The 23,624-nt window shown below is 56.0% G+C and carries 24 protein-coding genes; 6 read left to right on the top strand and 18 right to left on the bottom strand.

What is annotated here, in order from left to right; all coding sequences use genetic code 11:
- Nucleotides 1-254 precede the first annotated feature (254 nt).
- On the top strand, nt 255-869 hold the full coding sequence (locus tag QZ305_RS05845; protein ID WP_294730785.1) for a TVP38/TMEM64 family protein: 615 nt from the start codon (nt 255-257) through the stop codon (nt 867-869).
- Nucleotides 870-1,167: 298 nt separating this feature from the next.
- Nucleotides 1,168-1,344 (top strand): hypothetical protein, encoded by a 177-nt coding sequence (locus QZ305_RS05840; RefSeq protein ID WP_294730784.1) that lies wholly within the window; start codon nt 1,168-1,170, stop codon nt 1,342-1,344.
- Nucleotides 1,345-1,861: 517 nt separating this feature from the next.
- Here the strand turns inward: QZ305_RS05840 and QZ305_RS05835 are convergent.
- On the bottom strand, nt 1,862-2,425 hold the full coding sequence (locus tag QZ305_RS05835; protein ID WP_294730782.1) for a SprT-like domain-containing protein: 564 nt from the start codon (nt 2,423-2,425) through the stop codon (nt 1,862-1,864).
- 1 nt (nt 2,426) lies between these two features.
- On the bottom strand, nt 2,427-3,059 hold the full coding sequence (locus tag QZ305_RS05830; RefSeq protein WP_294730781.1) for a peptidylprolyl isomerase: 633 nt from the start codon (nt 3,057-3,059) through the stop codon (nt 2,427-2,429).
- A gap of 125 nt (nt 3,060-3,184) precedes the next feature.
- Here QZ305_RS05830 and QZ305_RS05825 point away from each other — a divergent pair, with 125 nt between their 5' ends.
- Nucleotides 3,185-4,150 (top strand): patatin family protein, encoded by a 966-nt coding sequence (locus tag QZ305_RS05825; protein WP_294730778.1) that lies wholly within the window; start codon nt 3,185-3,187, stop codon nt 4,148-4,150.
- 184 nt (nt 4,151-4,334) lie between these two features.
- On the top strand, nt 4,335-5,168 hold the full coding sequence (locus tag QZ305_RS05820; RefSeq protein ID WP_294730776.1) for a hypothetical protein: 834 nt from the start codon (nt 4,335-4,337) through the stop codon (nt 5,166-5,168).
- A 276-nt stretch (nt 5,169-5,444) separates the two neighbouring features.
- On the opposite strand, the gene QZ305_RS05815 is transcribed toward QZ305_RS05820, so the two are convergent.
- From QZ305_RS05815 to QZ305_RS05760, 12 genes are all read right to left on the bottom strand, one after another.
- Nucleotides 5,445-7,139: an ABC-ATPase domain-containing protein gene (locus QZ305_RS05815; RefSeq protein WP_294730775.1), complete on the bottom strand. Its 1,695-nt coding sequence runs from the start codon at nt 7,137-7,139 to the stop codon at nt 5,445-5,447.
- On the bottom strand, nt 7,072-7,875 hold the full coding sequence (locus QZ305_RS05810; RefSeq protein ID WP_294730773.1) for an HD domain-containing protein: 804 nt from the start codon (nt 7,873-7,875) through the stop codon (nt 7,072-7,074). Before QZ305_RS05810 ends, QZ305_RS05815 begins: the two co-directional genes overlap by 68 nt.
- 14 nt (nt 7,876-7,889) lie before the next feature.
- Nucleotides 7,890-8,399 carry a gamma carbonic anhydrase family protein gene (locus QZ305_RS05805; protein WP_294730772.1) on the bottom strand — a complete coding sequence of 170 codons (510 nt, stop codon included), beginning with the start codon at nt 8,397-8,399 and terminating at the stop codon, nt 7,890-7,892.
- 142 nt (nt 8,400-8,541) lie between these two features.
- Complete coding sequence (gene mgtE, locus QZ305_RS05800) at nt 8,542-10,014, bottom strand: magnesium transporter (RefSeq protein ID WP_294730771.1); 1,473 nt, start codon at nt 10,012-10,014, stop codon at nt 8,542-8,544.
- Nucleotides 10,015-10,023: 9 nt separating this feature from the next.
- Nucleotides 10,024-11,445, bottom strand: a complete 1,422-nt coding sequence (mgtE, locus tag QZ305_RS05795) for a magnesium transporter (RefSeq protein ID WP_294730770.1) — start codon at nt 11,443-11,445, stop codon at nt 10,024-10,026.
- 336 nt (nt 11,446-11,781) lie between these two features.
- Entirely contained in the window at nt 11,782-12,393 is a 612-nt protein-coding gene (locus QZ305_RS05790) for a DUF3267 domain-containing protein (RefSeq protein ID WP_294730768.1), read from the bottom strand.
- A 26-nt stretch (nt 12,394-12,419) separates the two neighbouring features.
- Nucleotides 12,420-13,187 (bottom strand): gamma-glutamyl-gamma-aminobutyrate hydrolase family protein, encoded by a 768-nt coding sequence (locus QZ305_RS05785; protein ID WP_294730767.1) that lies wholly within the window; start codon nt 13,185-13,187, stop codon nt 12,420-12,422.
- Nucleotides 13,188-13,341: 154 nt separating this feature from the next.
- Complete coding sequence (locus QZ305_RS05780; protein WP_294730765.1) at nt 13,342-14,016, bottom strand: alpha/beta fold hydrolase; 675 nt, start codon at nt 14,014-14,016, stop codon at nt 13,342-13,344.
- Entirely contained in the window at nt 14,009-14,824 is an 816-nt protein-coding gene (locus QZ305_RS05775; protein WP_294730764.1) for a radical SAM protein, read from the bottom strand. The genes QZ305_RS05780 and QZ305_RS05775 overlap by 8 nt, the downstream gene beginning before the upstream one ends.
- A complete protein-coding gene (amrA, locus tag QZ305_RS05770) occupies nt 14,821-16,221 on the bottom strand; it encodes an AmmeMemoRadiSam system protein A (protein ID WP_294730763.1) in 1,401 nt (466 codons plus the stop codon). The genes QZ305_RS05775 and amrA overlap by 4 nt, the downstream gene beginning before the upstream one ends.
- Complete coding sequence (locus QZ305_RS05765) at nt 16,218-16,688, bottom strand: metallophosphoesterase (RefSeq protein WP_294730761.1); 471 nt, start codon at nt 16,686-16,688, stop codon at nt 16,218-16,220. The genes amrA and QZ305_RS05765 overlap by 4 nt, the downstream gene beginning before the upstream one ends.
- Nucleotides 16,685-17,245 carry a DJ-1/PfpI family protein gene (locus QZ305_RS05760; RefSeq protein ID WP_294730760.1) on the bottom strand — a complete coding sequence of 187 codons (561 nt, stop codon included), beginning with the start codon at nt 17,243-17,245 and terminating at the stop codon, nt 16,685-16,687. Before QZ305_RS05760 ends, QZ305_RS05765 begins: the two co-directional genes overlap by 4 nt.
- Before the next feature lie 155 nt (nt 17,246-17,400).
- On the opposite strand from QZ305_RS05760, the gene QZ305_RS05755 reads away from it, so the two are divergent.
- Nucleotides 17,401-19,002, top strand: a complete 1,602-nt coding sequence (locus tag QZ305_RS05755) for a putative manganese-dependent inorganic diphosphatase (RefSeq protein WP_294730759.1) — start codon at nt 17,401-17,403, stop codon at nt 19,000-19,002.
- A 31-nt stretch (nt 19,003-19,033) separates the two neighbouring features.
- Here the strand turns inward: QZ305_RS05755 and QZ305_RS05750 are convergent, their stop codons facing one another.
- Complete coding sequence (locus QZ305_RS05750; RefSeq protein ID WP_294730758.1) at nt 19,034-19,243, bottom strand: helix-turn-helix domain-containing protein; 210 nt, start codon at nt 19,241-19,243, stop codon at nt 19,034-19,036.
- 65 nt (nt 19,244-19,308) lie between these two features.
- On the opposite strand from QZ305_RS05750, the gene QZ305_RS05745 reads away from it, so the two are divergent.
- A complete protein-coding gene (locus QZ305_RS05745; RefSeq protein WP_294730757.1) occupies nt 19,309-19,938 on the top strand; it encodes an NAD(P)-dependent oxidoreductase in 630 nt (209 codons plus the stop codon).
- A gap of 79 nt (nt 19,939-20,017) precedes the next feature.
- On the opposite strand, the gene bsh is transcribed toward QZ305_RS05745, so the two are convergent.
- The 3 genes from bsh to QZ305_RS05730 form a co-directional block, all read right to left on the bottom strand.
- Entirely contained in the window at nt 20,018-21,001 is a 984-nt protein-coding gene (bsh, locus tag QZ305_RS05740; RefSeq protein WP_294730755.1) for a choloylglycine hydrolase, read from the bottom strand.
- A 172-nt stretch (nt 21,002-21,173) separates the two neighbouring features.
- The gene (gene rlmD / locus QZ305_RS05735; RefSeq protein WP_294730753.1) at nt 21,174-22,778 is read right to left on the bottom strand and encodes a 23S rRNA (uracil(1939)-C(5))-methyltransferase RlmD; all 1,605 of its coding nucleotides are present in this window, start codon (nt 22,776-22,778) and stop codon (nt 21,174-21,176) included.
- Nucleotides 22,779-23,555: a putative RNA methyltransferase gene (locus QZ305_RS05730; RefSeq protein WP_294730751.1), complete on the bottom strand. Its 777-nt coding sequence runs from the start codon at nt 23,553-23,555 to the stop codon at nt 22,779-22,781.
- Nucleotides 23,556-23,624: the final 69 nt, after the last annotated feature.

The raw sequence follows: 23,624 nt of genomic DNA, 5'->3' as shown, positions 1-23,624 counted from the left end.
CATCAGGGTTCAGATCATATACAAAAAAAATGAACAGTTGGATTCCGAATAGTATCGCCAGCAGCAGCAACAGGGTGCGGCGGTCATACAGCCAGTGTTTCATGTTTTCACTTTGTCTCAAAGAGACAGGCAGGTCAAGCAGACATTGCCGGGTATATGCAGACAGCCTGGTGAATGTGACCGGTGAACGGCGGATAAACGACCGTCCGTTTTGTCCATCTTTCCGTTACACTGATAAAAACAGGAGGTTCAGTATGAGCATGGAACAGGATGCCGGCGCCAGGGTCCGGAAACGCAATTTCATCATTTCCATCATATCCACGGTGATGTTCGCCGGCTTTCTGATCTGGTTTCTGCGTTCCGGTGTGGATACGGAACAGATCCGGCAGTTTCTGGAGAAATGCGGTCCCCTGGCTCCGGTTCTGTTCATTGCCATTTCCGTGTTCAGTTCCTATATCCCCATTGTGCCCATGGGATCCATGGGGTCCATTGGCATCGTGCTGTTCGGGCCTGTACCGGCGTTTTTCTTCAACTATGCCACTGCAGTCATCAACTGTTCCCTGGGGTTCTGGATGGCGAAGAAATTCGGCGACCGGATGATTCTGTCCCTGACCAGTCCGAAGACCTATGAGAAATACCAGCGCTGGGTCCGCTCCACAAAGCATTTCACGCTGTTCTTCACCATCTGCATGTTTCTGCCGGTGTCCCCGGACATCATTCTCTGCATGCTGGCAGGGCTCAACGGCATGTCCTGGAAGAAGTTTCTGACAATCATCCTGATCAGCCGACCGGTTTCTTCCTGGGCTTACTCCACGGGGCTTCTGAAGGGTGCTGAGTGGATCCTGAAGGGGCTGCATCTGAAGCAGTGACCGGATCCTGCAGAAAGTGAAATGGTCAAACCCCCGGGATTCTGAGAAATGCCGGGGGTTTTCTGTGGCAGTCAATGGGCTGCGGATGCTGAGCAGAGGGAAGGTGACGTAAATATGAAGTAATCATTTACGTAGTATACATCAGTCGATTTGATAATATTGCTGATTTATGACGCTTAAAACAAGTCTTCTGCTATACTGTCGATGCAGCTGCGGCTGCTTCTGGTGAAGGGTGTCTGCGTGGATTGCGTGCGCCGGACCGGGTATTTTTGAACTTCGGAATTTGACGGAGGTCCGCATGGAACTTTTGATGATTCTTCTGTTTCTGGTTTTTCTGCTGGAAAAGAGCCTCAAACTCGGCTTGCTGGGTTTGAAGTTCTGGAAACAGCTGCGCAAAACCATGAAACAGATCAGAAACGAAAAAATGCCTGAGTCGTCTACCACACGCTCAGGCGGTCCCGACAGGGACAACTAAGTAACCGAAAGCAGCACAGCTGTGCTGTTCTGGAATCATTATAATCCTGCAGTGATTCCGGTTCAACTTCCTGCCTGCAAAGGCAGCTTCTGCGCCTGGTTCCAGGTGGCATGACAGGTTCATGCAGACACATCAGCCGTCCGATTCGGGCGGCTTTTGCTGTTGCAGAAAAAAAACGCTGGCAGGGGTGTCTGCGCAACAGGACAAGCGCATCCAGGCTGTGTCTGAACCCGACGCGCAGAGCAGGCACCTGCCAGGATGCCTGTTCTGCCGATCGGGTTTGAAGTTCTGGAAACGGCTGCACAAAACCATGAAACAGATCAGAAACGAAAAAATGCCTGAGTCGTCTAGCACACGCTCAGGCGGTCCCGACAGGGACAACTAACTTACCGAAAGCAGCACGGCTCTGCTGTTCTGGAATCATTATAATCCTGCAGTGATTCCGGTTCAACTTCCTGCCTGCAAAGGCAGCTTCTGCGCCTGGTTCCAGGTGGCATGACAGGTTCATGCAGACACATCAGCCGTCCGATTCGGGCGGCTTTTGTGCCGGAACAGCAGGTTGCCTTTTCCCTTTTTCGGGATGCACCGGCAGCGGCTCAAAATGACCGCCACAGCCTTTGTGAATATAGCGCTCAGGAAACTCCGTGAAGCTTGATCTGCGGGTCCGCGTCACTGTCACACCGCATTTGCTGCAGCGAAACCGGTAACGGCCTTCCATCTCAAAGGCTTCCGGCTCGTAAGTTCTCTGAATGTGATACCCGCAGGCTTCCAGACGCACAGCCAGTTTCTGAAACTCATGACCATGGTCAAAACAGCCAGCCACTGTATGCAGGAGCTCATGAGCCAGTGTTTCCCGCAGCAGATCTGTATGACCTTTCAGCCGCGAAGATATATGAATGGAATACAGTCCATCACTTTCCCGCCGGCAGTTGCCCCGGCTCCTTGTCAGTCTTCCCGAAAAAGACACCGACCGGATCCGTCCAGGTTCAATTCCTGCAGCCCGGAAATCATTCTTTACTTCCTCCAGCAGTATGACAAGCCCCGCATCATCCATCATGCGGCCGTATCTGGAAACCGTCACATCAGTCTTCTTTGGTCACGGTAATGGATTCAATAACCGGCTGCTCATTCCGGTCAATCGTGCCATTGCCATCTTCCGGTTCAGCGTCCTTCAGGATCTTGTCCACCACATCCATTCCGGAAGTCACCGTCCCGAAAGCCGCATATTCCCCATCCAGACTGGGTGCATCTTCCTGAACGATGAAAAACTGACTGGATGCGGAATCCGGGTCACTGCTGCGCGCCATGGAAACCGTACCCCGGACATGCTTCAGCGTATTGTTGAAGCCGTTGGAGAGAAACTCACCTTCGATTTCCTCATCCGCTCCGCCTGTACCATCCGCATTGGGATCTCCCCCCTGCGCCATGAACCCTTCAATCAGACGATGGAACGTCAGACCGTCGTAAAATCCATCCTGTGCAAGCTTCACAAAATTCTTCACAGTCTCCGGCGCAATTCCTTCATCCATCTCAAAAACAATGTCTCCATAGTCTTTGACTTTGATCACCGCCTGATACTTCTGTCCACCCGGCTCTGATCCTTTCATTTCAATGATTTCCACAGGTTCCTCCTCCCGGGTTTCCGGCTCGGGCTGCTCTGCTGTGCATCCTGCCAGAAGAACAGCACTCAAAATCAGAGTCATCCATTTTTCCATATGCGTCTCCTTCATCAGTCACCGAAGGCACTGGACAGTTTCTCCGGTTTGTCTCTATGATTCTAAAACGTTTTGCGCCCTGTGGCAAAAGCAGGTAAACTTGTTCGGGAAAAGGAGGCATTCCAATGGCAAAAGATGCAAAAATTTCCCGGGAAAAAGTCTTCTCCGGGTGGGCACTGCTGCCCAAAGGGAAAGCACCGGATACAGTCACGCCCGGGTGTCTGGTTCTGGAGGGCGGCGCTTTCCGCGGACTGTATACAGCCGGTGTGCTGGATGCGCTGCTGGAAGAAGGAATCAGCCTTCAGACAGTCATTGGCGTATCTGCAGGGGCCATGAATGGCCTGAATTACCAGGCCGGCCAGATCGGCCGGGCTGCCAGGATAAACCTTCGATACCGTCATGACAAGCGGTATGTCGGCACCCGTCCCCTTCTCAAAGACGGCGGGGTGATCGGATTTGACTTTGTCATGAACGATCTTCAGCTGGAGGAACCCTTTGACTGGGACCGGTTCCAGGATCCCCGGCGGGATTTTTACGCTGTGGTTTCCGATGTGAACACCGGAGCTGCCAGGTATGTTTCAAAAAAGGAGCCTGTGGATATACTCAAGGCAGTTCAGGCATCCGCCTCCATGCCCTTTGTTTCCAAGCCTGTGGTTCTTGATGAAGTGCCGTACCTGGATGGCGGCTGTACAGACAAAGTCCCCATTGAATGGGCGCTGTCAAAGCAGTTTGAAAAAATCATCGTGGTCCGCACCCGCCCGGATGGATACCGGAAAGGTGCAGATACCCAGCTGCAGAAAGACATGATTCAGCGCTTCTATCATGCCAGTCCGGATTTTGCGCAGGCTCTTGCATCGTCCAATGAGCGCTATGACCGCCAGATGGAAGAAATCGAACGGCTCAGCCGGCGCCGCCGCATCATCCAGATTGCGCCCAGTCAGCCGGTGACGATTTCCCGTCTGGAGGGAGATATGGAAAAACTGGGGGAACTGTACTACCTTGGCTATCACGATGCCAGAGCCAAGATGCCCAAAATCCGGGAATATCTCGGCATCGGGACATCCGATCAGAGCCTCGGATCTGTGAACTGAACAGATCTGTTTGCATCATGGCCTGTCTGGTGCAGAGTCCAATCAGCCGGGATACAGCCTGCAACCATAAGAACCGGTCCATGGCCTCTTGTCAGGTCATGGCTTTTTCATTCACTGATCCTGTAAATCATTCAGTCCTGCCGGAGTTCTGTTTGCCAGCTGCTGCAAGCACTGATAAAGTTGAATGGAAAACAAGGAAAAGGAAAAAACAATGCCGAAAAAGCCCAGGAAAACATCTTCAGCCATTCCCTCTCGAGTAAAGAAGCTGGCTCTGCTTCTGGACAAGTCTGCTGTGCAGGAGGAACAGCTGGAAAGGACCATGATTTCTTTGCGGGACTTTGCGCCGGCCATCATTGATTATTTCCGGAACAATCCGGAAAACCAGACAGTACCTTTCATGCTGGGCACTGCCGGACGGATTGCCATACCAGAAGCTCTCCTGATCGATGGACTGCAGGCAATGATTCATATTTCGGGAGACGAAAGGGATGCCCATCCGGTGGCGGTCATGGACCGCCTGGAAAATGGTGAACCCCGGGACCGGAACACAGAAGACACCCTTCTGAAGTATGCACAGAAGGCCCTGGATGAAGAAACCGGATTCATCAGCGGCAATATGCTGTGTCTTTCGATATGTGAAGGTTACTGGAATGGAACCATTTCCACGGAATCACTCAACCGGATCATTGAGATTCTGAATCTTGTCCTGAACTGCTCCTCAATCAGTTATCTGGCTCTTATGCATGGCTTTGCAGGAGTGGAAGCGATGACCCGCTGTCTGAAATCAAAGAACGGGCAGACTGTGCTGGCCTGCCTCACTGGAGTTGCACCTGGATTTTTTCTGGATCCTGGTGCCGTGATGGCCTTCAACAAGACAGCCCTCAAACTGCATCTGCCTGTCTATCAGCTGCGATACCATTACCCTGATCTGGAAAGACAGGTCGATGCCCTGGAACAGGAAACAGGTTTGCAGTGGGAGGAACTGGCAAGGAAAGTGAGTTCGGCAGCTTTTGAATGAGGACAGGAAGAGTTTTACTGAATTATCCGGCAGCCTCTCAGGCTGTCTTTTTCGTTCATGGCGATCCGAATTTCGGATCCCCTGAACGAAAAAAAGAAGGCAACCGTGCACAGTCACCTTCTTCAGTCAGACATTGTTGCATGTCCGGGAATTCGGGAGCAATTCTTTGCTCATCTACAGTTATACACGCTTTGACGGCTGAACGCATCATAAATGCTTATGAACGTGTACAGCTGTGGATGTCTCCCCGCTGTTCATGAATTTTGCTGTCTTTATTCAATTTTCCAGCGGTGTGATTTTCTGGAACCGCTGCCGGTTGAAAGCCGCGAACAGTTCCTGCGGACGCACAGCTGCGCCATGGCCCCGGACCGTTTCATCCAGTCCGCCGGATTCCATTCGCTTCTGCAGCGCAGAGACAACCTCGCTCAGTGTCTTTCTGTCATCCACGATCTCCCGGTTTGCCAGACGGAGCAGCTGTCCAATCGCTGCCAGCTGTTCCGGATCCACAAGCTGCTCCACATAGCGCATGTCAATATCCTGCCGGTCAATGGAAATGGTGTCCATGCCCCGGGAGCGGACCCTTGAACGCTCGGATTCCTTCGCCTTGTGCACGATGCGGGTACTGGTGCTGTCAAAGGGCCGGAGGTTCTCCTTCTCTTTGAAGGTATAGTTCTTCGCAGCTTCCCTGGCTTTTTCGGTAATGTCCCTGGGGATATACTGATCCATCTGAATCACCGTATCGGCTTTGTCGAAGAAAGCGCCGGAGGAGCCTGCCACCAGAATGGTGCTTACACCCTTGCTGTCACGCAGCTCCCGTACCCGGTCCACGAAGGGAATGATGGGTTCCTGATCCCCGTGAACCACTTCCTGCATCAGGTTGTCCCGGATCATGAAGTTGGCTGCACTGGTGTCTTCATCAATCAGCAGGGTGCGTGCCCCGGCTTCCAGTGCTTCTGCCAGTCCAGCTGCCTGAGACGTACTGCCGGAGGCATCTTCCGTGCTGAAGGCCTCTGTGTCTTTTCCATTGGGCAGATTGGTGATGAAGCCGGAAATATTTACATCCTGCACACTGCGTCCGTCTTCGGCCCGGGATTTGACGGCGGTGGCATCCGTGATGACCAGTTCCCTGCCATCTCCGGCAATGTGATCATAGACACCACGCTCCAGCGCTTCCAGCAGAGTGGATTTTCCATGATATCCACCGCCGGCAATCAGCGTGATTCCTTTGCGGATTCCCAGCCCGGTGAGCTTTCCGCGCCAGGGTGTGTCCACTTCCACCCGCAGGGACGCCGGTGCTTCAAAGGGAATGGCGTCCTTCATGGGTTTCTGCGACACACCGCTCTCTCTGGGAAGAATGGATCCATCTGCCACAAATGCCGCCAGGCCCAGTGCATCCAGCTGTTCCCGGATTGCGCTCTGATCCGCCGCCAGTTTCCAGGCTTCTTCCAGCTGTTCCTTCATCTTTGGTGTGTAATTGCGGTAAATCAGGCTTTTGTTCACCACCTCCGGCACAGTCACAAACAGAATGCGTTCCAGCTCTCTGGCAAGGATCCGGCGTCCATTGGCCGGAAATCCGATATTGAACCGCACCCGGATGGCTCCGTCTTCCGAGATGTGACAGGAAGTGCGTTCCAGGATCTCCTGACCGGGTCTGGTTACAGACAGTCTGCCGGACTTGCCCGATCCTTTTCCCCGGACAGCCGCCTGATTCAGAGCCTGACCGAAAAACCGCAGAATCATATCCTGGGCAGCGATCCGGGTCTGTCGGGACTGCAGGATCTCCTTCGGGAATCCCGGCTGCTTCACCAGCACCGATACGTCGCTGGGTGCAGCAAAGGGATCGCCCTGGACATGGTCCACAGACAGCAAAAAGGGGCCAAAAGAGTAAATGCCCTGTGTATCTTTATACGCCGGATAGGGACGTCCCTCGATCCGGTTGAGAATCTGTTTCAGTTCTTCTGCAGTTTTCATTCAACAATGCCTCCGCATGGCTTACGCATGCCTCAACAGCCGGATCTGCCTGTGGCAGCGCATCAAAGCGCCGCCGCCAGAATCCTGCCGCCATACACAAACGATACGCCGCAGCAAAATGAAAGTCGTTGACAAAGCCCAGATACGTCAGCCAGATGTCCATGGCGGACTGCCGGTCGGCTTTGTTCACGCACTTTCCTGAAAGCAGTGCAGATTTCACTTTGTCGGCCACAGGCGACTCCCAGGCTTCCTGCAGAGTATGAGCTGTCGTATCCTGAATGTCTTCCGTGGCGAATACACGGAAAATATCCAGCCGGTCTGCATCCCGGAGCAGATCGCAGACCAGCCGGGTTTGCGGATCCGGGATCTGTACCTCCAGACGGTTGTGCCAGGCAATGGCCTCCATGACCCGCCTGCGGCTGTCCGCATCCAGGTCGGCAAGCATATCCGTATCCTGGAGAATCCGGACGGAAAGAGCCGCATGATCCACACTCCGGCTGTCAAAAAATGTGCCGTACTGCCTCAGCTGTTCGAACCGCCCGATGTCGTGGAACACCGCTGCGATCCGGGCAAGACTGGCCAGATCAGGCTGCGCCTGGTCCAGACCTTCCAGTTTCAGGAGGGCATTCATGTAGCCCAGCACACCCAGGGTATGGATGCGCTTGAGCCGGTACCGGGGGTCTTTGTCACCGAAAGCCTCTGCATAGCGCAGAAACGCCCCGGTCCATCGCCTCATATCATCCTGGCTGTTCATTCTTTTCCGGGGGACCACAGCGCGTGGGCTTCCAGACGATACTGTCCGGACAGCATGACATATTCCATCGCGTTTTCCCGGATTTCCTGGATCTGCTGTTCTGTAACAGGCTTGATGACCCTGGCCGGGGACCCCAGAACCAGAGAGCCGTCCGGAATGACCGCATTCTGAGTCACCAGAGCGCCGGCGCCGATCAGACAGTGAGACCCGATGGCGGCCCCGTTGAGAACAATTGCCCCCATGCCGATCAGCGTTTCATCACCGATGCGGCAGCCATGGAGAATGCAGCCGTGGCCCACTGTCACTGAATCCCCCAGGATCACCGGATACCCGGGATCTGTGTGGATCACACTGTTGTCCTGGACATTGGAGTCTTTCCCGATCACCACCGGTTCTTCTTCAGCCCGCACCGTGCAGTGAAACCACACGCTGCTGCCGGCTTCCATGGTAACATCTCCTGCCACCACAGCCCCTGGCGCGATCCAGGCTTCTTCCGAAATATGCATAGTTTCCTCCTTGCAGCTTTGACATCTGTCTGCATTCAGTAAAAGCCGCTTTTCAGCGGCTGTCAGCTTCCATGCTTCCCGTCCCGTTTCCGGCACCAGGTCCACGTGATGCCCTGTCAGGACGGCTGGCCGTCCATCGGCATCACCCGGCCAGGTGCATGATCTGTATCAGGAACAGAAGCACCAGACTGTAGTAGGTCAGGACCGCGGTCAGGTCGTTGATGGTGGTGATCAGGGGTCCGGAGGCGGTGGCGGGATCTACATGAATGGCCTGAAAGAAGATCGGGATCACGGTACCGAAGAGAGACGATACTGCCATGCTGATCAGCATGCTCAGGCCGATGACCCCGGAGATGGCATAGGATGTAGCCAGGTCCCAGGGGAAGGCGAAATAGATGTAGATGCCCATGACCAGGCAGGAGAACAGGCCGATGATGAGGCCGTTGGCAGCACCGGTGCGGACTTCCTTGAAGACGAGGTAGAGTTTCTGATTCCAGGTGAGTTCATCGTCTGTCAGGACCCGGAGGCTGACAGCCAGAGACTGGGTTCCGACGTTGCCGGACATGCCCAGGATCAGAGACTGAAAGGCGGCGACCATGGTCAGGCGGGCAACCACCGGTTCGAAGAGTCCCACTACGCTGGAGACGCCCATGGCCAGAAAGAGCAGAATGCACAGCCAGGGGATCCGCTTTTTCACGCTGCGAAAGAGCGTTTCGTTCAGGTCTTCCTGGGCGGACAGACCGGCCAGACGGGCGTAGTCTTCTTCCATTTCTTCCTGATACAGGGACAGAACATCCGAGCCTGTGATGACACCTACCAGCTGGTTGTCGTTGTCGAGCACCGGAATGGAGTCCTCGCTGTAGTCTTTGAGCTCATCCAGGATTTCATCGATCTGCTCGCTTGCGTAGATATAGGGATAGTTCTGGGCCACGATGTCCGAGAGCGGCTGGCTGCTGCGGGCGATGATGAGATCCTTGAGGTCAATGGCGCCGGCGAGGGTTCCGTCTTTGTCCAGCACATAGAGTGTCTGGATGTTGTCGTTTTCCTCGGCCTGCTGCTTGAGCAGCCGCATGGCTTCCTTGACGCTGGCGCTGACAGGGATCTCGATGTAGTTGGTGGTCATGTGGCTGCCGATCTGTTCGTCGGTGAAGCTGGAGACCAGCCGGATGTCGTCCCTGACTTCGGGATCCAGGAGTTCCACGATGAGGTCCCGCCGGACAGGGCTGGTGCTGCGCAGGAGTTCTGCGGCTGTATCCGCGTCCATGCCCCGGTTGAGCAGAGCCACGGCTTTTTTCAGCGGAAGTTCCGGAAAAAAGCGGTCCCGCTGTTCTTCGTCCATACTCTCGAAGATGTCCGTGAGCTGGTCTGTGTCCAGCAGGGTGGCCAGACGGGCGCGTTCTGCGGGATGGAGATCGTCGAAGGCTTCGGCGATGTCGTTTTCGTGGTAATCCTCCAGCTTGTCCTTGAGGATGGCCGGTGCCAGGGAGGAGCGGACAAGTCCGACAATTTCCGCTGCGTAATGCCGGTCGATTTTCCCTTCGTCACGCAGATTCCTGTACCCTGTACCGGTTCCGGCTGTTTCCGGGGTCCGGGGTGTCATGTTTGTGTCATCCATACCCGTCACCTACATTCCGGGTATCTGCAGAAGCAGAAGCCACACCAGACTGTAATACAGGATCACCCCGCACAGGTCATTGACGGTGGTGATCAGAGGACCGGAGGCGACGGCGGGATCCACGCCGGCTTTTTTGAAGAACAGCGGAATCGTGGTGCCGGTCAGCGAGGAAACGATCATGGCCAGCCACAGGCTCAGGGCGATGCAGCCGGAGATGGTGTAGGACTGGGCCAGGGTCTGATGCTTGGCGGCGAAGATGTAGAGGCCGAGGAACACAAAGGACAGCAGTCCCATGATGAGTCCGTTGACACATCCCACCCGGACTTCCTTGGCCACCAGATGACGCTTTTCCTTTCCGGTGAGTTCATCGTCCATAAGGACCCGGATCGTGACACCCAGGGATTGGGTGCCGGCGTTGCCGGACATGCCCAGGATCAGGGACTGGAATGCCAGCACCAGGGGGATCTGAGCCACGACACCTTCAAAGAGGGAGACAACCCAGGAGACGATGAGTCCCAGACCCAGCAGGAACAGCAGCCAGGGAAGACGCTTTTTCAAAGAGACAAACAGTGTCTCTTCCAGGTCTTCTTCGGCAGTCAGACCGGCCAGACGGGCGTAGTCTTCTCCCATTTCCTGGTCCAGCGCCTCCAGCAGATTCTGGGTGGTGATGACCCCGAGAATGCGGTTGTCGGCTCCCAGGACTGGAATGGAGTCTTCATTGTAGTCCCTGAGGTCGTCAATGACGTCTTCCACCTGATCCGAGCCGTAGACATAGGGGTAGCTGGAAACCAGGATTTCCTCCAGAGGCGTGTCATTCCGGGCGATGATGAGATCCTTGAGATCCACGGCACCGGCATACATATGATCCTGTCCGTAGCTGTAGATCGTGGAAATGTTGTCGTTGTCCGCCGCCTGTTTCACGAGAAGATTCATGGCTTCCTTCACTGTGACGTGACGCGGGACTTCGACGAAGTTTGTGGTCATGCGGGAACCGATCAGGTCCTCGTCGTAGGAGTCAATGAGGGCAATGTCCGCCCGCATTTCCGAGTCCAGCAGTTCCATGAGCAGGACCTGCTTTTCCGGGACCAGGGACTGAATGAGATCGTTGGCCTGATCGGGTTCCAGGCGGTTGAGCACCGTTGCGGCTTTGCGCAGGGTGAGTTCGTTGATGAATGAAATCCGCTGGTCGTCCGGCAGATATTCCAGGATGTCGGCCAGGGTGTCGGGTTTGAGAATCCGGTACAGCTTTTCCCGTTCGGGCAGCGTGAGTCTGAAGAAGGCGTCTGCGATGTCTCCGGCATGATAATTATCCAGCTGCATGGCAAGAATGCGCGGGGCTGTGCTGGTGCGCACGGCTTCCACGATGATTGCCTCGTAGTCCGGACGCTGGCGCAGGGATTCGGCTTCGGAGTTCCGGGGTTCTTCCTGCATTCTGTTTTCCCCCTTTCTGCATGGAAAAAGGGACCAGGGCTCAGGTCAGAGTGTCAGTATCTGAGCAGGGTGGTCCAATGTCGCGGTCGGGCTGTACTGTCATCCGGTATATTCATTTTTGACCACCCCGCTTTCCGTCACTTCATTATAAGCCCGCCGGCACAGTCAAAACAGATTCATCTGCGATTTTTTATTTTCCATTTCATTTCCGGTCTGCACCAGATTACGGGATACCACCTGTGCCGGACCGGGAGCAGCCCGGAAATGCGAAGGCGCAAAAAAACCCGGTGCCGGTCAGACCCGGTGCCGGGAAAGCTGTCCGCAGTCAGGACTGCTTCATTCAGTTTCAGCTTCCGTGCCGGCCGGCTGCTGCCGGGAATCATGTGGCTGGTACCAGAAGGAATGAAATCCGTACAGATACGTCAGGGCGCCTTTGGGCATCTGCCAGAGGGCATTCCAGACGTTGATGTAGTCTCCGGATCCCATGCCCAGGGACGTGGCGCCCAGCGTTGCCAGAAACACATTGTGCAGGACCAGTCCCGCGGCATAGGGAATCAGACCGAAGACAATGCTGGGCAGCAGGGACATGAAGATGAACCGGCCTTTGGTCATGTCCTCCGGTCCCACCACAAACAGCATTCCCTGCTTCAGATTTGTATAGATATAAGCGGTTTCCCGAAAACAGATGGCGTGGATGTACTCGTGGGGTATGGCACAGACAAGAGACGCCAGTGCTCCCAGAACAAAACTCCATCCATCCACTGTGAACCAGCTTTGAAAAGCCAGTATGGCAAACAGAAAGGCAATGATCACCAGGGCGATGACATTGGCCCGCAAAGCCAGCTTTTTCATATCCGGCTCCCGGAACTGCACAGTCCCGGGGCGATGGGGTTTTCGGGGCAGATCCTCTTCATTGCCGCTGAATGCGCCCATATACTTGATTTTCATGTGGATTTCCCTTTCCTGCAGAGCTTTCATCCTCTGCGTTTCTGTCTCTGCTGTTCCGGCGCCACATCCTGCTGCGGTTTCCGGGGCTCTGCGCACCGGGTCACGAACGCCCGAAACAGCGCGCAGCTGGCGGAATCCCGGTGTCTGGCCAGTATTTCCGGATGCCACTGCACTCCGGTCATCCAGGATCCCGGTTCTGTCCTCTGAATTCCTTCGATCACACCATCGGGATCAAAGGCAATGGCATCAAAGCCCGCTGCCAGATCCCGGATGGCCTGATGATGAAAGGAATTCACCAGAATCTCGCGGTCCTGCACCGCCTGTTCCAGCACGCTGCCTTCCTTCAGCAGAACCCGGTGGGTTGCCTGCTGCATCGGTTTGTCCTGAACATGGGCAGGAAGATGCTGATGAAGCGTTCCGCCAAAAGCCACATTCAGTGCCTGCAGTCCCTTGCATATGCCCAGCACAGGCAGCTGCAGCTCATCCGCTGCCTGAATCAGATCCAGATAAAACTGATCCACCAGGGGATAAACCCGGCCGGAGGTCTTTGAACTCTTCTGTCTGTACAGCACCGGATTGATGTCGCTGCCGCCAATCAGGATGATGCCGTCCACCCGGGCGGCAATCTGCCGGATGGCCTCACAGTCCGCCTGTACCGGAATCACCACCGGGATGCCCCCAGCCTGTCTGATGGCCTGCACATAATCCTGTTCCACCGCATGCTTCACCGGATTTTTCACCCGTTCATGCCGGTCAGCAAGAAGATTGGCTGCAATGCCGATGATGGGTTTCATGATCCATTCCTCTTTCCGTCTCTGTGCTTTTCAGTATAGCGGAAAAGGGAGCCCTCCGTACTGTGCCGCCGGCAGAAAAACCGGGGCACTGGCAGACAGGCTCCGGTCAGCTGCAGAATATGGTCTGCTGGTGCCGTGGACAGGTTCCGGAGCTTCACTCCTCCAGAAAGTTCTGCACCATCTGATTGAAGACATCCGGATGCTCGGCTGCATTCCAGTGACTGCCCGGAAGAATCACCAGCCGGGCCTGCGGAATCGACTGAGCCATCAGACGGGTGTGTTCTTCCAGGATCAGATCGTCACTGCCTGCTGTCACCAGCACCGGCAGGTTCAGATCCGCCAGCCGGGCAGGATCGACAGCCGGCTCGTTCACCATCAGAGAGAGCAGCTCCTTCTGCCGCCCCTGTGCGCAGCGGTATTCACCTTCCAGAGCCGCCAGTTCTTCCGGTTTCATTCCTTCCGGATACAGATTGCCGCCGGCCAGAATCAGGCGGCGCACCCGGTCCGGATGCCGGAGGGCAAAAAGCAGAGCGGTATTGGCACCGTCGGAAAAGCCCAGAATATCCGCCTGCTCAAGCTGCTTCCGGTCCATGAACGCTTTCAGATCCGCCGCAAACTGCTCCAGCGTGAAGGGAGCCTGTCCTCTGGGACTCTGCCCGTGTCCCCGGGTATCCAGGGCATAGACATGACGGATGCTGCACAGGCCCCGGATCTGATGCGCAAACCAGGTCCGGTCCTCGCCGTTGCCATGAAGCAGAATCAGCGCCGGTCCGCTGCCGGCTTCCTCGAATGCAGGATCATAGTCCTCCATCGGCGTTCTGTCAGACATTGCCCAGGTACACCTTTGACAGATGCCTTTGCGCCACCTGCTGCAGCTCCTTCATCAGCCCGATGTCCGTGGGAGCATCTGTATCTTTCCAGCGGGGAAAATACCGGGTGATGTGCAGCGGAATGTCCGGATTCACGGAAGCCAGCCAGGCAGCCTGCCGATCCATCTGTTCCGGAGAATCGTTTTTGCCCGGGACGATGAGGCTGGTGACTTCCACATGGGCTTCTCCGGCTGCCCGCTGTATGAATGCCTTCACCTGTTCCAGACTGCCGGCATAGCTCTGGTAGACAGGATCAGTGAAGCCTTTCAGGTCAATGTTGAAGGCATCCACCCAGGGCAGTATTTCTTCCAGAACCTCCAGGCTGGCGGTGCCATTGGTGACCACCACCACCTTGAGCCCTTTTTTGCTGGCAAGTCTGGCCGTATCCCGTATGTATTCCCAGCCGATCATGGGTTCGTTGTAGGTAAACGCGATCCCGATGTTCCCTTCCGGCACGTATTTTTCCGCTTCCGCCACCAGCTGGTCCGGACTGATGTACAATGACCGGCTTTGCAGATTTTCCTGGGAAATCTCGTGATTCTGGCAGAAAGGACACCGCAGATTGCAGCCGTAACTGCCGGCGGAAAGGATCAGACTGCCTGGATAAAAATCATGAAGAGGTTTCTTTTCAATGGGATCCAGGGCAAGACTGGTGATCCGGCCGTAATTCTCCGGCTGGATCCGACCATCCCTGCAGACTCTTGCCCGGCAGAAGCCGCTGCCGCCTTCCGGAATGTCGCACTGGTGAAAACACGTGGTGCACTTCATCTGTGACGCACCACCTCGAACCGCTCCAGCTGGCAGCCGGTTTCATGGGGAGAAAGCCCGGCTTTCTGTTTTGCAATCTCCAGCTGTTTTTCCACGGTGTCCACACCTTCCAGATCCGGCAGCAGCAGGCCGCGGCGGTTTCCTTTGGATACAATGACTCCGTATTTTTTCACATCCAGCTGGTCCGGGGAATCAATAGGCTGCGCCGGCTGAAGGACATCCACGCTGATGTCCAGATCCTCCAGCTCCCAGGGCTGCACGGCGGGAAAGCGGGGATCCCGGCTGACGGCACTCACGGCATTCTGCATGATTTCCGTGGTCACATTCTTCGTCACCGGTTCCGTGGTGCCAATGCAGCCCCGGAGCTGTCCGTCTTTGTGAACAGAGACAAACACGCCGGCTGCCTCGTCCGCCACCGGGTCCAGCTGTGGAACAGTGCCTTCCAGCACAAACTGGCTGATGACCGCCCTGGCCGCTTTTACATAGGGATCTTCCTTCCCGATTCTGGCCTCGTACTGTTTTCTGGCGGCTTCTTCCGCCGGTTCCAGGAAAGCCCGGCTGGCATCCGGAACCGGATTGGTATAGGTCACCACGCCATACCCCACGCCGAACTCGGCACTGTGCCCCAGATTCTCTGTCCGCGGCTTCAGGCCGTCCAGCACACCGGCCATGAGGGCAAAAGGTTTCTGCCCGCAGACCATAGCGGCTTCCGCCGTCTGCTCCGGAATGGCCAGCAGCGACAGAAAATCCCCTTTGCCCATGATATCCATGATCATGGCATCGTAGGCCGGTCCCTCTGGTTTGAAACCGTATCCCGACCCTTCCTTCTGGCAGTGAGACAGATCGCCCGATCCCACCACGGCGATTTTCCGGCCCAGTTCTGCGGCAGCCTGTGCAAACAGCTGTCCCACCCGGTAGTGCATCCGGGAATTGGGACCGCCGGTGCCAATGCGGACAAACGCCGGCTGCCTGGTTCCTTCCGGCGCAGCCTTCAGTGCTTCCTGCAGAAAATACAGCGGCACCATTGTTCCATGATCCAGACTGCCGTCCTGCTTTCCCAGGGTCCCGGCCGGGATCCCCGCCTGTTCACAGAGACTGGCAGTTTTCCGGATCAGTTCCTGGTCATAGGGAATCCGGAAAGAATCTGCCGGATCCCGGAACTGCGCCATGCTGCCATGACCCGCAGGACCATCGGAAATCTGAATGTAGTCGAAATAACAGGGGGCATGGGGGCTCACAATCAGAATCGTATCCGGTCCCGAGTCTATGATTTCCCTGGCTGCCTGCCGGTATGCATCGGCAATGTTCTGAATTTTCGTTTCTTCTCCCTGTCCGATATTCGGGAGAATGATGGGCGGATGGGGGACCATCGCCCCGGCTGTCACTGTCTGATTCATGATTGAAACTTCTTTCTGATGATTTCCGCTTTCGGCCGGGGACCGGCTGTATCCAGCGTCATGTAACTGGTCCCCTTGCCATCCCGGCTGCGGTACACCGAACCGGGGTTCAGGATGAGGATGCCGTTTTCTTCGGCGATCACCGGCACATGAGTGTGCCCGTAAATCACAATGTCGCAGCCAAACTTCCCTGCCAGAGCGGCCAGCTGCCCGTGACGGGTACCTGCGGGAAACTGGTGACCGTGAATCACCAGAATTTTATGATCATCCGCATCCACAATGGCCATGGGCGGCAGCTTGATTCCGAAGTACTCGTCGTTGTTGCCTGCAACTGCTGTCCAGCCGGAAATCCGGGCGGGATCATCCGTCAGATCGCCGGTGAAAATCCGTCCGTCTGCACAAATCTCTTCCAGCTGCTCCAGCCGCCCGGTATATCCGTGGGAATCTCCTGCGATGACGAACTTCATTGCAGGCTCCAGCAGGTGGCTCTGGCCAGGTCATCCGCCGCTTCCGGTGACTTCAGGACTTTGATGAGATCCAGGGCAAATTCAAAGGCGCCGCCAACGGAAATCCCGGTGACGATGTTGCCGGAAATCACCGCATGCACCTTTTCAAATGTCCCGCCGTAACTGCCGTCAAGATCAGGCACCACCGTGTAGGTTCTTCCCTTGTACAGCCCGAGCTTTCCGGGAATGGAACTGCCGGCGCAGATGGCTCCCAGTACCTTGTTCCGGCCGAAGGACTCGATCAGATTCAGCACCTCCCGGTTCTTTTCCAGAATTTCATATCCCGGACCACCGGGGATGATCAGCGCGTCTGCCCGGGTGAAATCACAGTCTTTCATGGGGGTCAGTCCGGTTACTTCCAGTCCCATGGCTCCGGTACAGCCGGTGGTATCATCCACAGATACAAGAGTTGTGTGTATGCCTGCGCGGCGAAGCAGATCAAAGGGTACCAGCGCCTCGATTTCCTCAAAACCCGGTGCCAGCAGAATGACTGCTGTCTGTTCAGATGCAGTGTTCATGAAGATCACCTTCCTCTGTCTTTCATTGTAGTCTTGAAGCCGCTTTCCGTCAGCGTTTCATGACTGCCCGTCTGCAGACACCGGGTCTGCATTCACGGTATGATGAAACTGCCGGGAACCGGATACCAGCCTTCCCGGAACAATGGAGGAAGACTATGACGCTGTATGTATGCGGACACCGCAACCCGGATGCGGATTCGATTCTGGCGGCTGTAGCCACAGCCGAATTATGCCGCCGGACCGGACACAAGGCTGTGGCCTGCCGGGCCGGAGCAGTTCCCGCAGAAGCTGCCTGGGCTCTGAAGCGGTTCGGGTTCAGTCAGCCGGTCCTGCTGGAAGACGCCAGACTGTCTCTGCGGGAAATTTCTCTGAGTCCCGCCCGCAGCTGCCGCCAGACTGATACCATTTTCGACGCCCTGCAGTCCATGAACGATCCTCTGCGCCCCTACCTGGGTGTGACCGGCGGAGATGGAACGCTGCAGGGAATGGTCACCCGCAATGACCTGTCCGATATCGGCATGCAGGATACAGCCCTGGGCATCCGGCTGCTGCAGACGGCCAGACTGGAGGACATTGCCCGGACGCTTTCAGGCACCGTTGCCGTTCACCCGGACAAGCCGATGCACATCGACGGCCGGGTCTCCATCGTGGCACTGTCCGATCACAGTGTCAGCCGCTATGAGGTGAAGAATCGGATCGTGATCGTGGCCGACAGTCCCGAAGCCCAGCTGCGGCTCATTGAACAGGGAGCCGGTCTTCTCATCCTGGTCTGGACAGATCAGGTGAGTGCAGAAGTCCAGCAGGCAGCCATGGAGGCGGGATGTCCCGTGGTGATCTCCGGACACGGCTCCATGAACACCTCCCGGTATCTGTATTTCTCCGTGCAGATCCGGCATGTGATGACCCCGGACCCCGTGACCTTTCATCAGGACATCTATGTACAGGATGCGATACGGGAAATGCGCCGGCACCGTTTCCGTGCCTATCCGGTGGTGGATGAAGAGAACAGACTGCAGGGATTTCTGGAAACCGATGCGGCGCTGAACTTCCAGGAACGGCGGATGATCCGGGTGGATCACAATGAAGACGGACAGGCGGTCAGAAACGGCAGCCTTGCAAGAGTGGAAGCGGTGATCGATCATCACCGGGTGGGCGGGTTTCTCTCCCGGGAACCGGTGTTTTACCGCTGCGAAATTCTGGGCAGCACCTGCACCATCGTGGCCCGGCTGTATCTGGAAGCCGGCATTCCCCTGTCGGGACCAATGGCCGGGCTGCTGCTATCCGGCATGATCAGCGATACCCTGGGATTCCGCTCTCCCACCACCACGGAAACAGACCGGCAGCTGGCGCAGTATCTGGCATTCACCGCCGGCGTGGATGCCCGGGAGCTGGAACAGGAGATTCTGTCCCGCAGCGGAAGCTCGGATCTGGTCCAGGATCTGGAAACGGATCTCAAACAGTTTGACATACAGGGACAGGATGTGCGGATTTCCCAGATTCTGACCGGCGCCCTGGACCGGAAAGACCTGGGAGAGCTGCAGACCGCCATGGAGCAGTATGTCCAGGCCACCGGTGCAGACCTGCTGGTCACGGCAGTGACTGTGCTGCCGCTGGGCGGTTCCTGTCTGCTGGCAGCCGGAGATCTGGCCAGCCGGCTGGCGGAGATGACAAGCAGTCCATCCAGAGTGCGGCTGCAGGAAGGGCTGCTGTCCCGGAAAAAGCAGATCCTGCCCCTTGTCCAGGCCCAGCTGCTCTGACAGTAAAAACCTGATCATTCGCGGATGCTCATCAGCTGTCCTCGCGAATGATCAGGCTTTTCTTATATCCGGTTCCCCATTCTTCCAGAGACTTCAGTACCGGTTTCAATGACCGGCCCAGATCAGTCAGCTCATACTCCACCCGCGGAGGAACTTCCGCATAGACGGTCCGGGTCAGCAGCCTTCCCGGTTCATTGGTATCCTTTCGGTGCCTGCAGCACTGTAAAGTGCCTTCTTCCATTTTGATTCTTATAAGGTCATTGCAGAGATGCAATGAGGCGCTGAAAAGCCGGAAGGAGAAAGAAAATGAAAATTGCAGTGATTGGCGCGAATGGGCGCGCAGGCAGACTGATTGCAAATGCACTGGCTGACAGAGGTCAGGACGTTACAGCCGTGGTTCGTGAAAGCAACCGGACCAGAGCCAGGTTTGCACTTTGCAAAGACGCCCTGGAACTTACAGCCCGGGATCTGGCGGGATATGACGTGGTCATCGACGCTCTGGGCGGCTGGGCACCGGAAACAATGGATACAGTCTGGAAAGGCGCACAGCATCTGGCCAGCATCCTTTCCGCTTGCAGCACACGGCTGCTGGTCGTAGGAGGTGCCGGCAGTCTGTATACAAGTGCAGAGCGGACACAGACAGTGACAGATGCACCGGACTTTCCCGAACTCTTCAAGCCTGTGGCAGCTGCTCATGACAGGGCGCTGAAGGATCTGCAGAACAGAACGAATCTTGACTGGACCTGTGTCTCTCCCGCTGCTGATTTTCAGCCTGATGAGCCGCAAACCGGAAACGTCATCCACGCAGGAGAAGAATTCACAGTGAACAAGGATGGCAAAAGCATGATCAGCTATCTGGATTACGCTGATGCCTTTGTCAATGAAGTCCTGAACGGACACCACGTCCGGGAACGGATTTCATTTCTGCAGTCATGACAGAGAACATGACCCAATCCGCAAAAAGACCCGGAATACAGCTCTCCGGGTCTTAGTCTGCACTGAAGACAGACAGCCTTCAGTTCTGCATCGTCACCTGCAGATTCTTTTCGAAGGGGATCCAGCTGCATTCACCGGCATCCAGATCGAATTTCCGCCCATCCACGCCGTTCAGGGACGGATTGTAGTAGGTGTTGTAATACAGTCTGAAATCATCTGTATCCAGGCAGGAGGTATAGAGCGTGATTTCATACTTGCCGCTCTTCAGTTCGGTTTCGCCGTTGACCTGCTGCACATTGGAAAGAATGTGGAAGAACTCCGCGATGTTTTTCTCCGTGTCCTCCGGATCGCAGAAACTGTTCAGTTTTGTGAAAGTTGCCCGGACAAACCGGGATACAGAATCCGTCCCGCCGGGCAGCCCGATGGTGCCCATGCCTCTGGAATACTCCCACATGGTCTTCGGATCCCGGGCAAAGCGGATGGAAATATCCCGGCCCGTGACATTGGCATAGTAGCTCAGGTTCTGCATCTGATATTCAAAATCCGGACAGTTGGTCATGACACCGTACGGATTGTCATACACCACCAGGCCTTTTTCCTTCGTGGTCTCAATGACGATGGACTCATGCCGGTCTCCCACCATCCAGTGCAGTTTCTCCACCGGAAACTGATCGGAGAAGGCAGTGTTGTCAATGCAGATGTCCTTCAGCTTTTCCCGGGCTTCCTGTACCGTGGCACAGGTTGCCAGCAGATAGGGGATCAGTTCAAAGGATGCGATGTTGTTTTTTCCTTCCTGCGGGTCAGGAAAATACGCCATGCCGAAAAACGCCAGGTTTTCACACCCCAGACCTTTTTCGTTGATGGCGTCAAAATACAGTGGAAAGCCGCCGACTTTCATGCCCACGCCAAGGGTGGCGTAGTGGTTTTCCACCGTGGTGCTGTTTCGCAGCGCCAGGGGATACTTCCGGGGCATGATCAGGGAGCCCACAGGATAATCTGTCTCCAGATCCAGATTGCGTCCGAACAGATGATGTCCGTTGACATAATTGAGTGCAGTACACATGGATGCTTCCTCCTGTTTACAGAATCCAGTGTGGTCCTTTCACGCCGCATTTACAATTCTGGTACCTGAAACCCGCGTCCCAGTTCACAGACAGATACAGTCTGTCACCGGAGTGCAACTCCGGAAAAGCGGCAGGTCTCCGTTCCCGGACACCTGCCGCGTGCTGTTCAGCTCAGTCTTCTGTCCGCTTCAGCTTGACCACAGCCTCCACGTTGCTTGTCTGAGAGAAAATGTCCACTGGCTGCACTTTCTCGATTTCATAGTCTTCCAGCGCCGCAATGTCTTTGGCCAGAGTGCTGGGATTGCAGGACACATACACAATGTGCTTTGGCTGTGCGAACTTCACAGCTTCGATCATCCGGTCCTGAAGCCCTGAACGGGGAGGATCCACGATCAGCGTATCCACGTCTTCATTGTCCGCGATTTCCTCCAGCTGCTCGGCCGCATCCCCCTTGATGAATTCCACATTTTCCAGTCCATTGGCCTTTGCGTTTTCCCGGGCGTTTTCCACAGCATCCGCCACGTCTTCAATGCCGATGATCCTGCCGGCTTTGTCGTGAACGAACATGGAAATGCCGCCAATGCCGGAATAGGCTTCCACGATCAGGTCCCCCTGCGGAGTCATGTCCCGGACTGTGTCATACAGCACCTTGGCCTGGGCTGTATTCAGCTGGAAGAAGGATCTGGGAAGCAGCGACAGATCGAAATCGCCCAGCTTCAGTGACAGCGTTTCGTCTCCGGCCAGATGGCGCATGACCTTGCCGAAGGTTTCCACCTCCGGATCCCGCTCGGTTTTGATGGACTGCCAGATGCTGGCCACTTCGGGAATGTTCATGATCCGGGCAGTGATTTCCGGATCCACATCCATGGGATCGGTCACCAGAATGACCTGCACCCTGCCGTCAAATTCCTTCATGACAAGCATCCGCAGACCGCCGCGCTTGTTCCGGCTCCAGGCTTTCATTTCGCCTTCCCGGAGAATATCCATGACCTCCCTGCGGACCTTTTCCAGCACCCGGGAATGAATCGCGCAGCTGCGAACAGGCACAAATTCATTGGTATCCCGCTTGTAGAGACCGGTTTCCAGCACATCATCCACCATGGCGGCAGGCATCTTGCAGGAGTTCCGGTACTCGAACACCGTGGGGTTCTTGATCATGGGTTCTGTGCCGCCTGTGTATCCGGCATATTTTTTGAGAGATTCTTCCAGGAACTGCTTTTTCATCTGCATCTGTCCCTTGTAATCCACATGAATCAGACTGCATCCGCCGCATTCCCGATAATGTTCACAGGGGGGCTGCTGCCGTCTGGGACTTGCTTCCCGGACTTCCACAAGGCGGGCTGTCATGAATTTCGGCAGTTCTTTTTCCACTTCCACCAGTACAGTTTCCCCGGGTACGGCAGCCGGAATGAAAACCGGCTTGCGGTTGTAGTATCCGATTCCTTCCCCGTTGATGCCCCAGCGCTGTACTTTCAGTTCCAGCTGCCAGGGACGCTCTTCCCGGAACGGACGGCGTTCCTGTCTGTCCCTGTCCGGCCGGGAATTGTCATCCCGCCGGCCGCGGAACCCATTGTCCCGGCTGTCCCGGCGTTCCCGGGAAAAGGGACGGTCATCCCACCGTTCCTGTCTGTCCCGGCGCTCCTGAGATCCGCGGAAATTCCGCCGGTCACGGCCATCGCCGCTGTCACCCCTGAAATCTCTGCCCTTCCAGCTGTCCTTTCTCTCGGTTCTGTATCCGCCTTCCCGGCGGAATCCGCCGGACTGTTCTTTTGCCATCTAGTCGTTCTCCTTCCGTTGATGCCGGACAATCACAAAATCAAAGGTGATGTCCATCGGTTTCGCTTCCCTGACCCGCCTCAGACCTTCGCTGGAGGTCCGGTACCGGTAAGGGGTCATTTCAAACAGATCCCAGACATCGCTGACCGGGACTGTCTTTTTCACATGGATGCATTCCGGCTCTTCAAAGCCGTCCAGGTGCCGGACCTTGTCGGGATTGCGGTAAGCCTGCGGATAGGCCAGCTCCTTGAGCTCCAGCAGATGGTCCGGACCGGGCATGACCTGTATGAGGGTGCCGCCGGGCTGAATCACCCGTCTCATCTCCTCTTCCGGCAGCGGCGTGAAGATGCTGGTCACCATATCCAGAGATGCATCCGCCAGCGGCAGATCATAGATGCCGGCCACTGCATAATTCGTCTCTTTGTCTGTGGCCGCTGCATGACGGATGGCTTCTTTGGATAAATCAAATCCATATTTCAGCTGTCCCTGCAGCTTCCGGGTATACCAGCCCTGTCCGCAGCCGATGTCCGCCAGTGTCCGTGCCCCGGCTGTCATATCCGCCAGTGCCTCCCGCAGAAATCCGTAATACCCTTTCTCCAGAAACCGGGTGCGCGCCTGCACCATCTCCCGGTTGTCCCCGGCCTGTTTCTGTTTCCGGGACAGATTGACATATCCCTGCCGGGCAATGTTGAACGCATGCCGGTTTCTGCAGACCAGTGTGCCCTCTTTTCTGGTGAGTCCCTCATGGCAGATGGGACATCTGTATTCCGCTTCCACAGTCAGTATTGTACCGCTTTTCCATTCTCTGGACAGACCCCACTGCCCGTTGCCCCTGCAATCGGCGCC

This window comes from uncultured Faecalibaculum sp. (assembly GCF_910588395.1).
Lineage (GTDB): Bacteria > Bacillota_I > Bacilli_A > Erysipelotrichales > Erysipelotrichaceae > Faecalibaculum.
The sequence above is the reverse complement of the archived record's forward strand: the minus strand, read 5'-3'. Positions and strand labels throughout refer to the sequence as shown.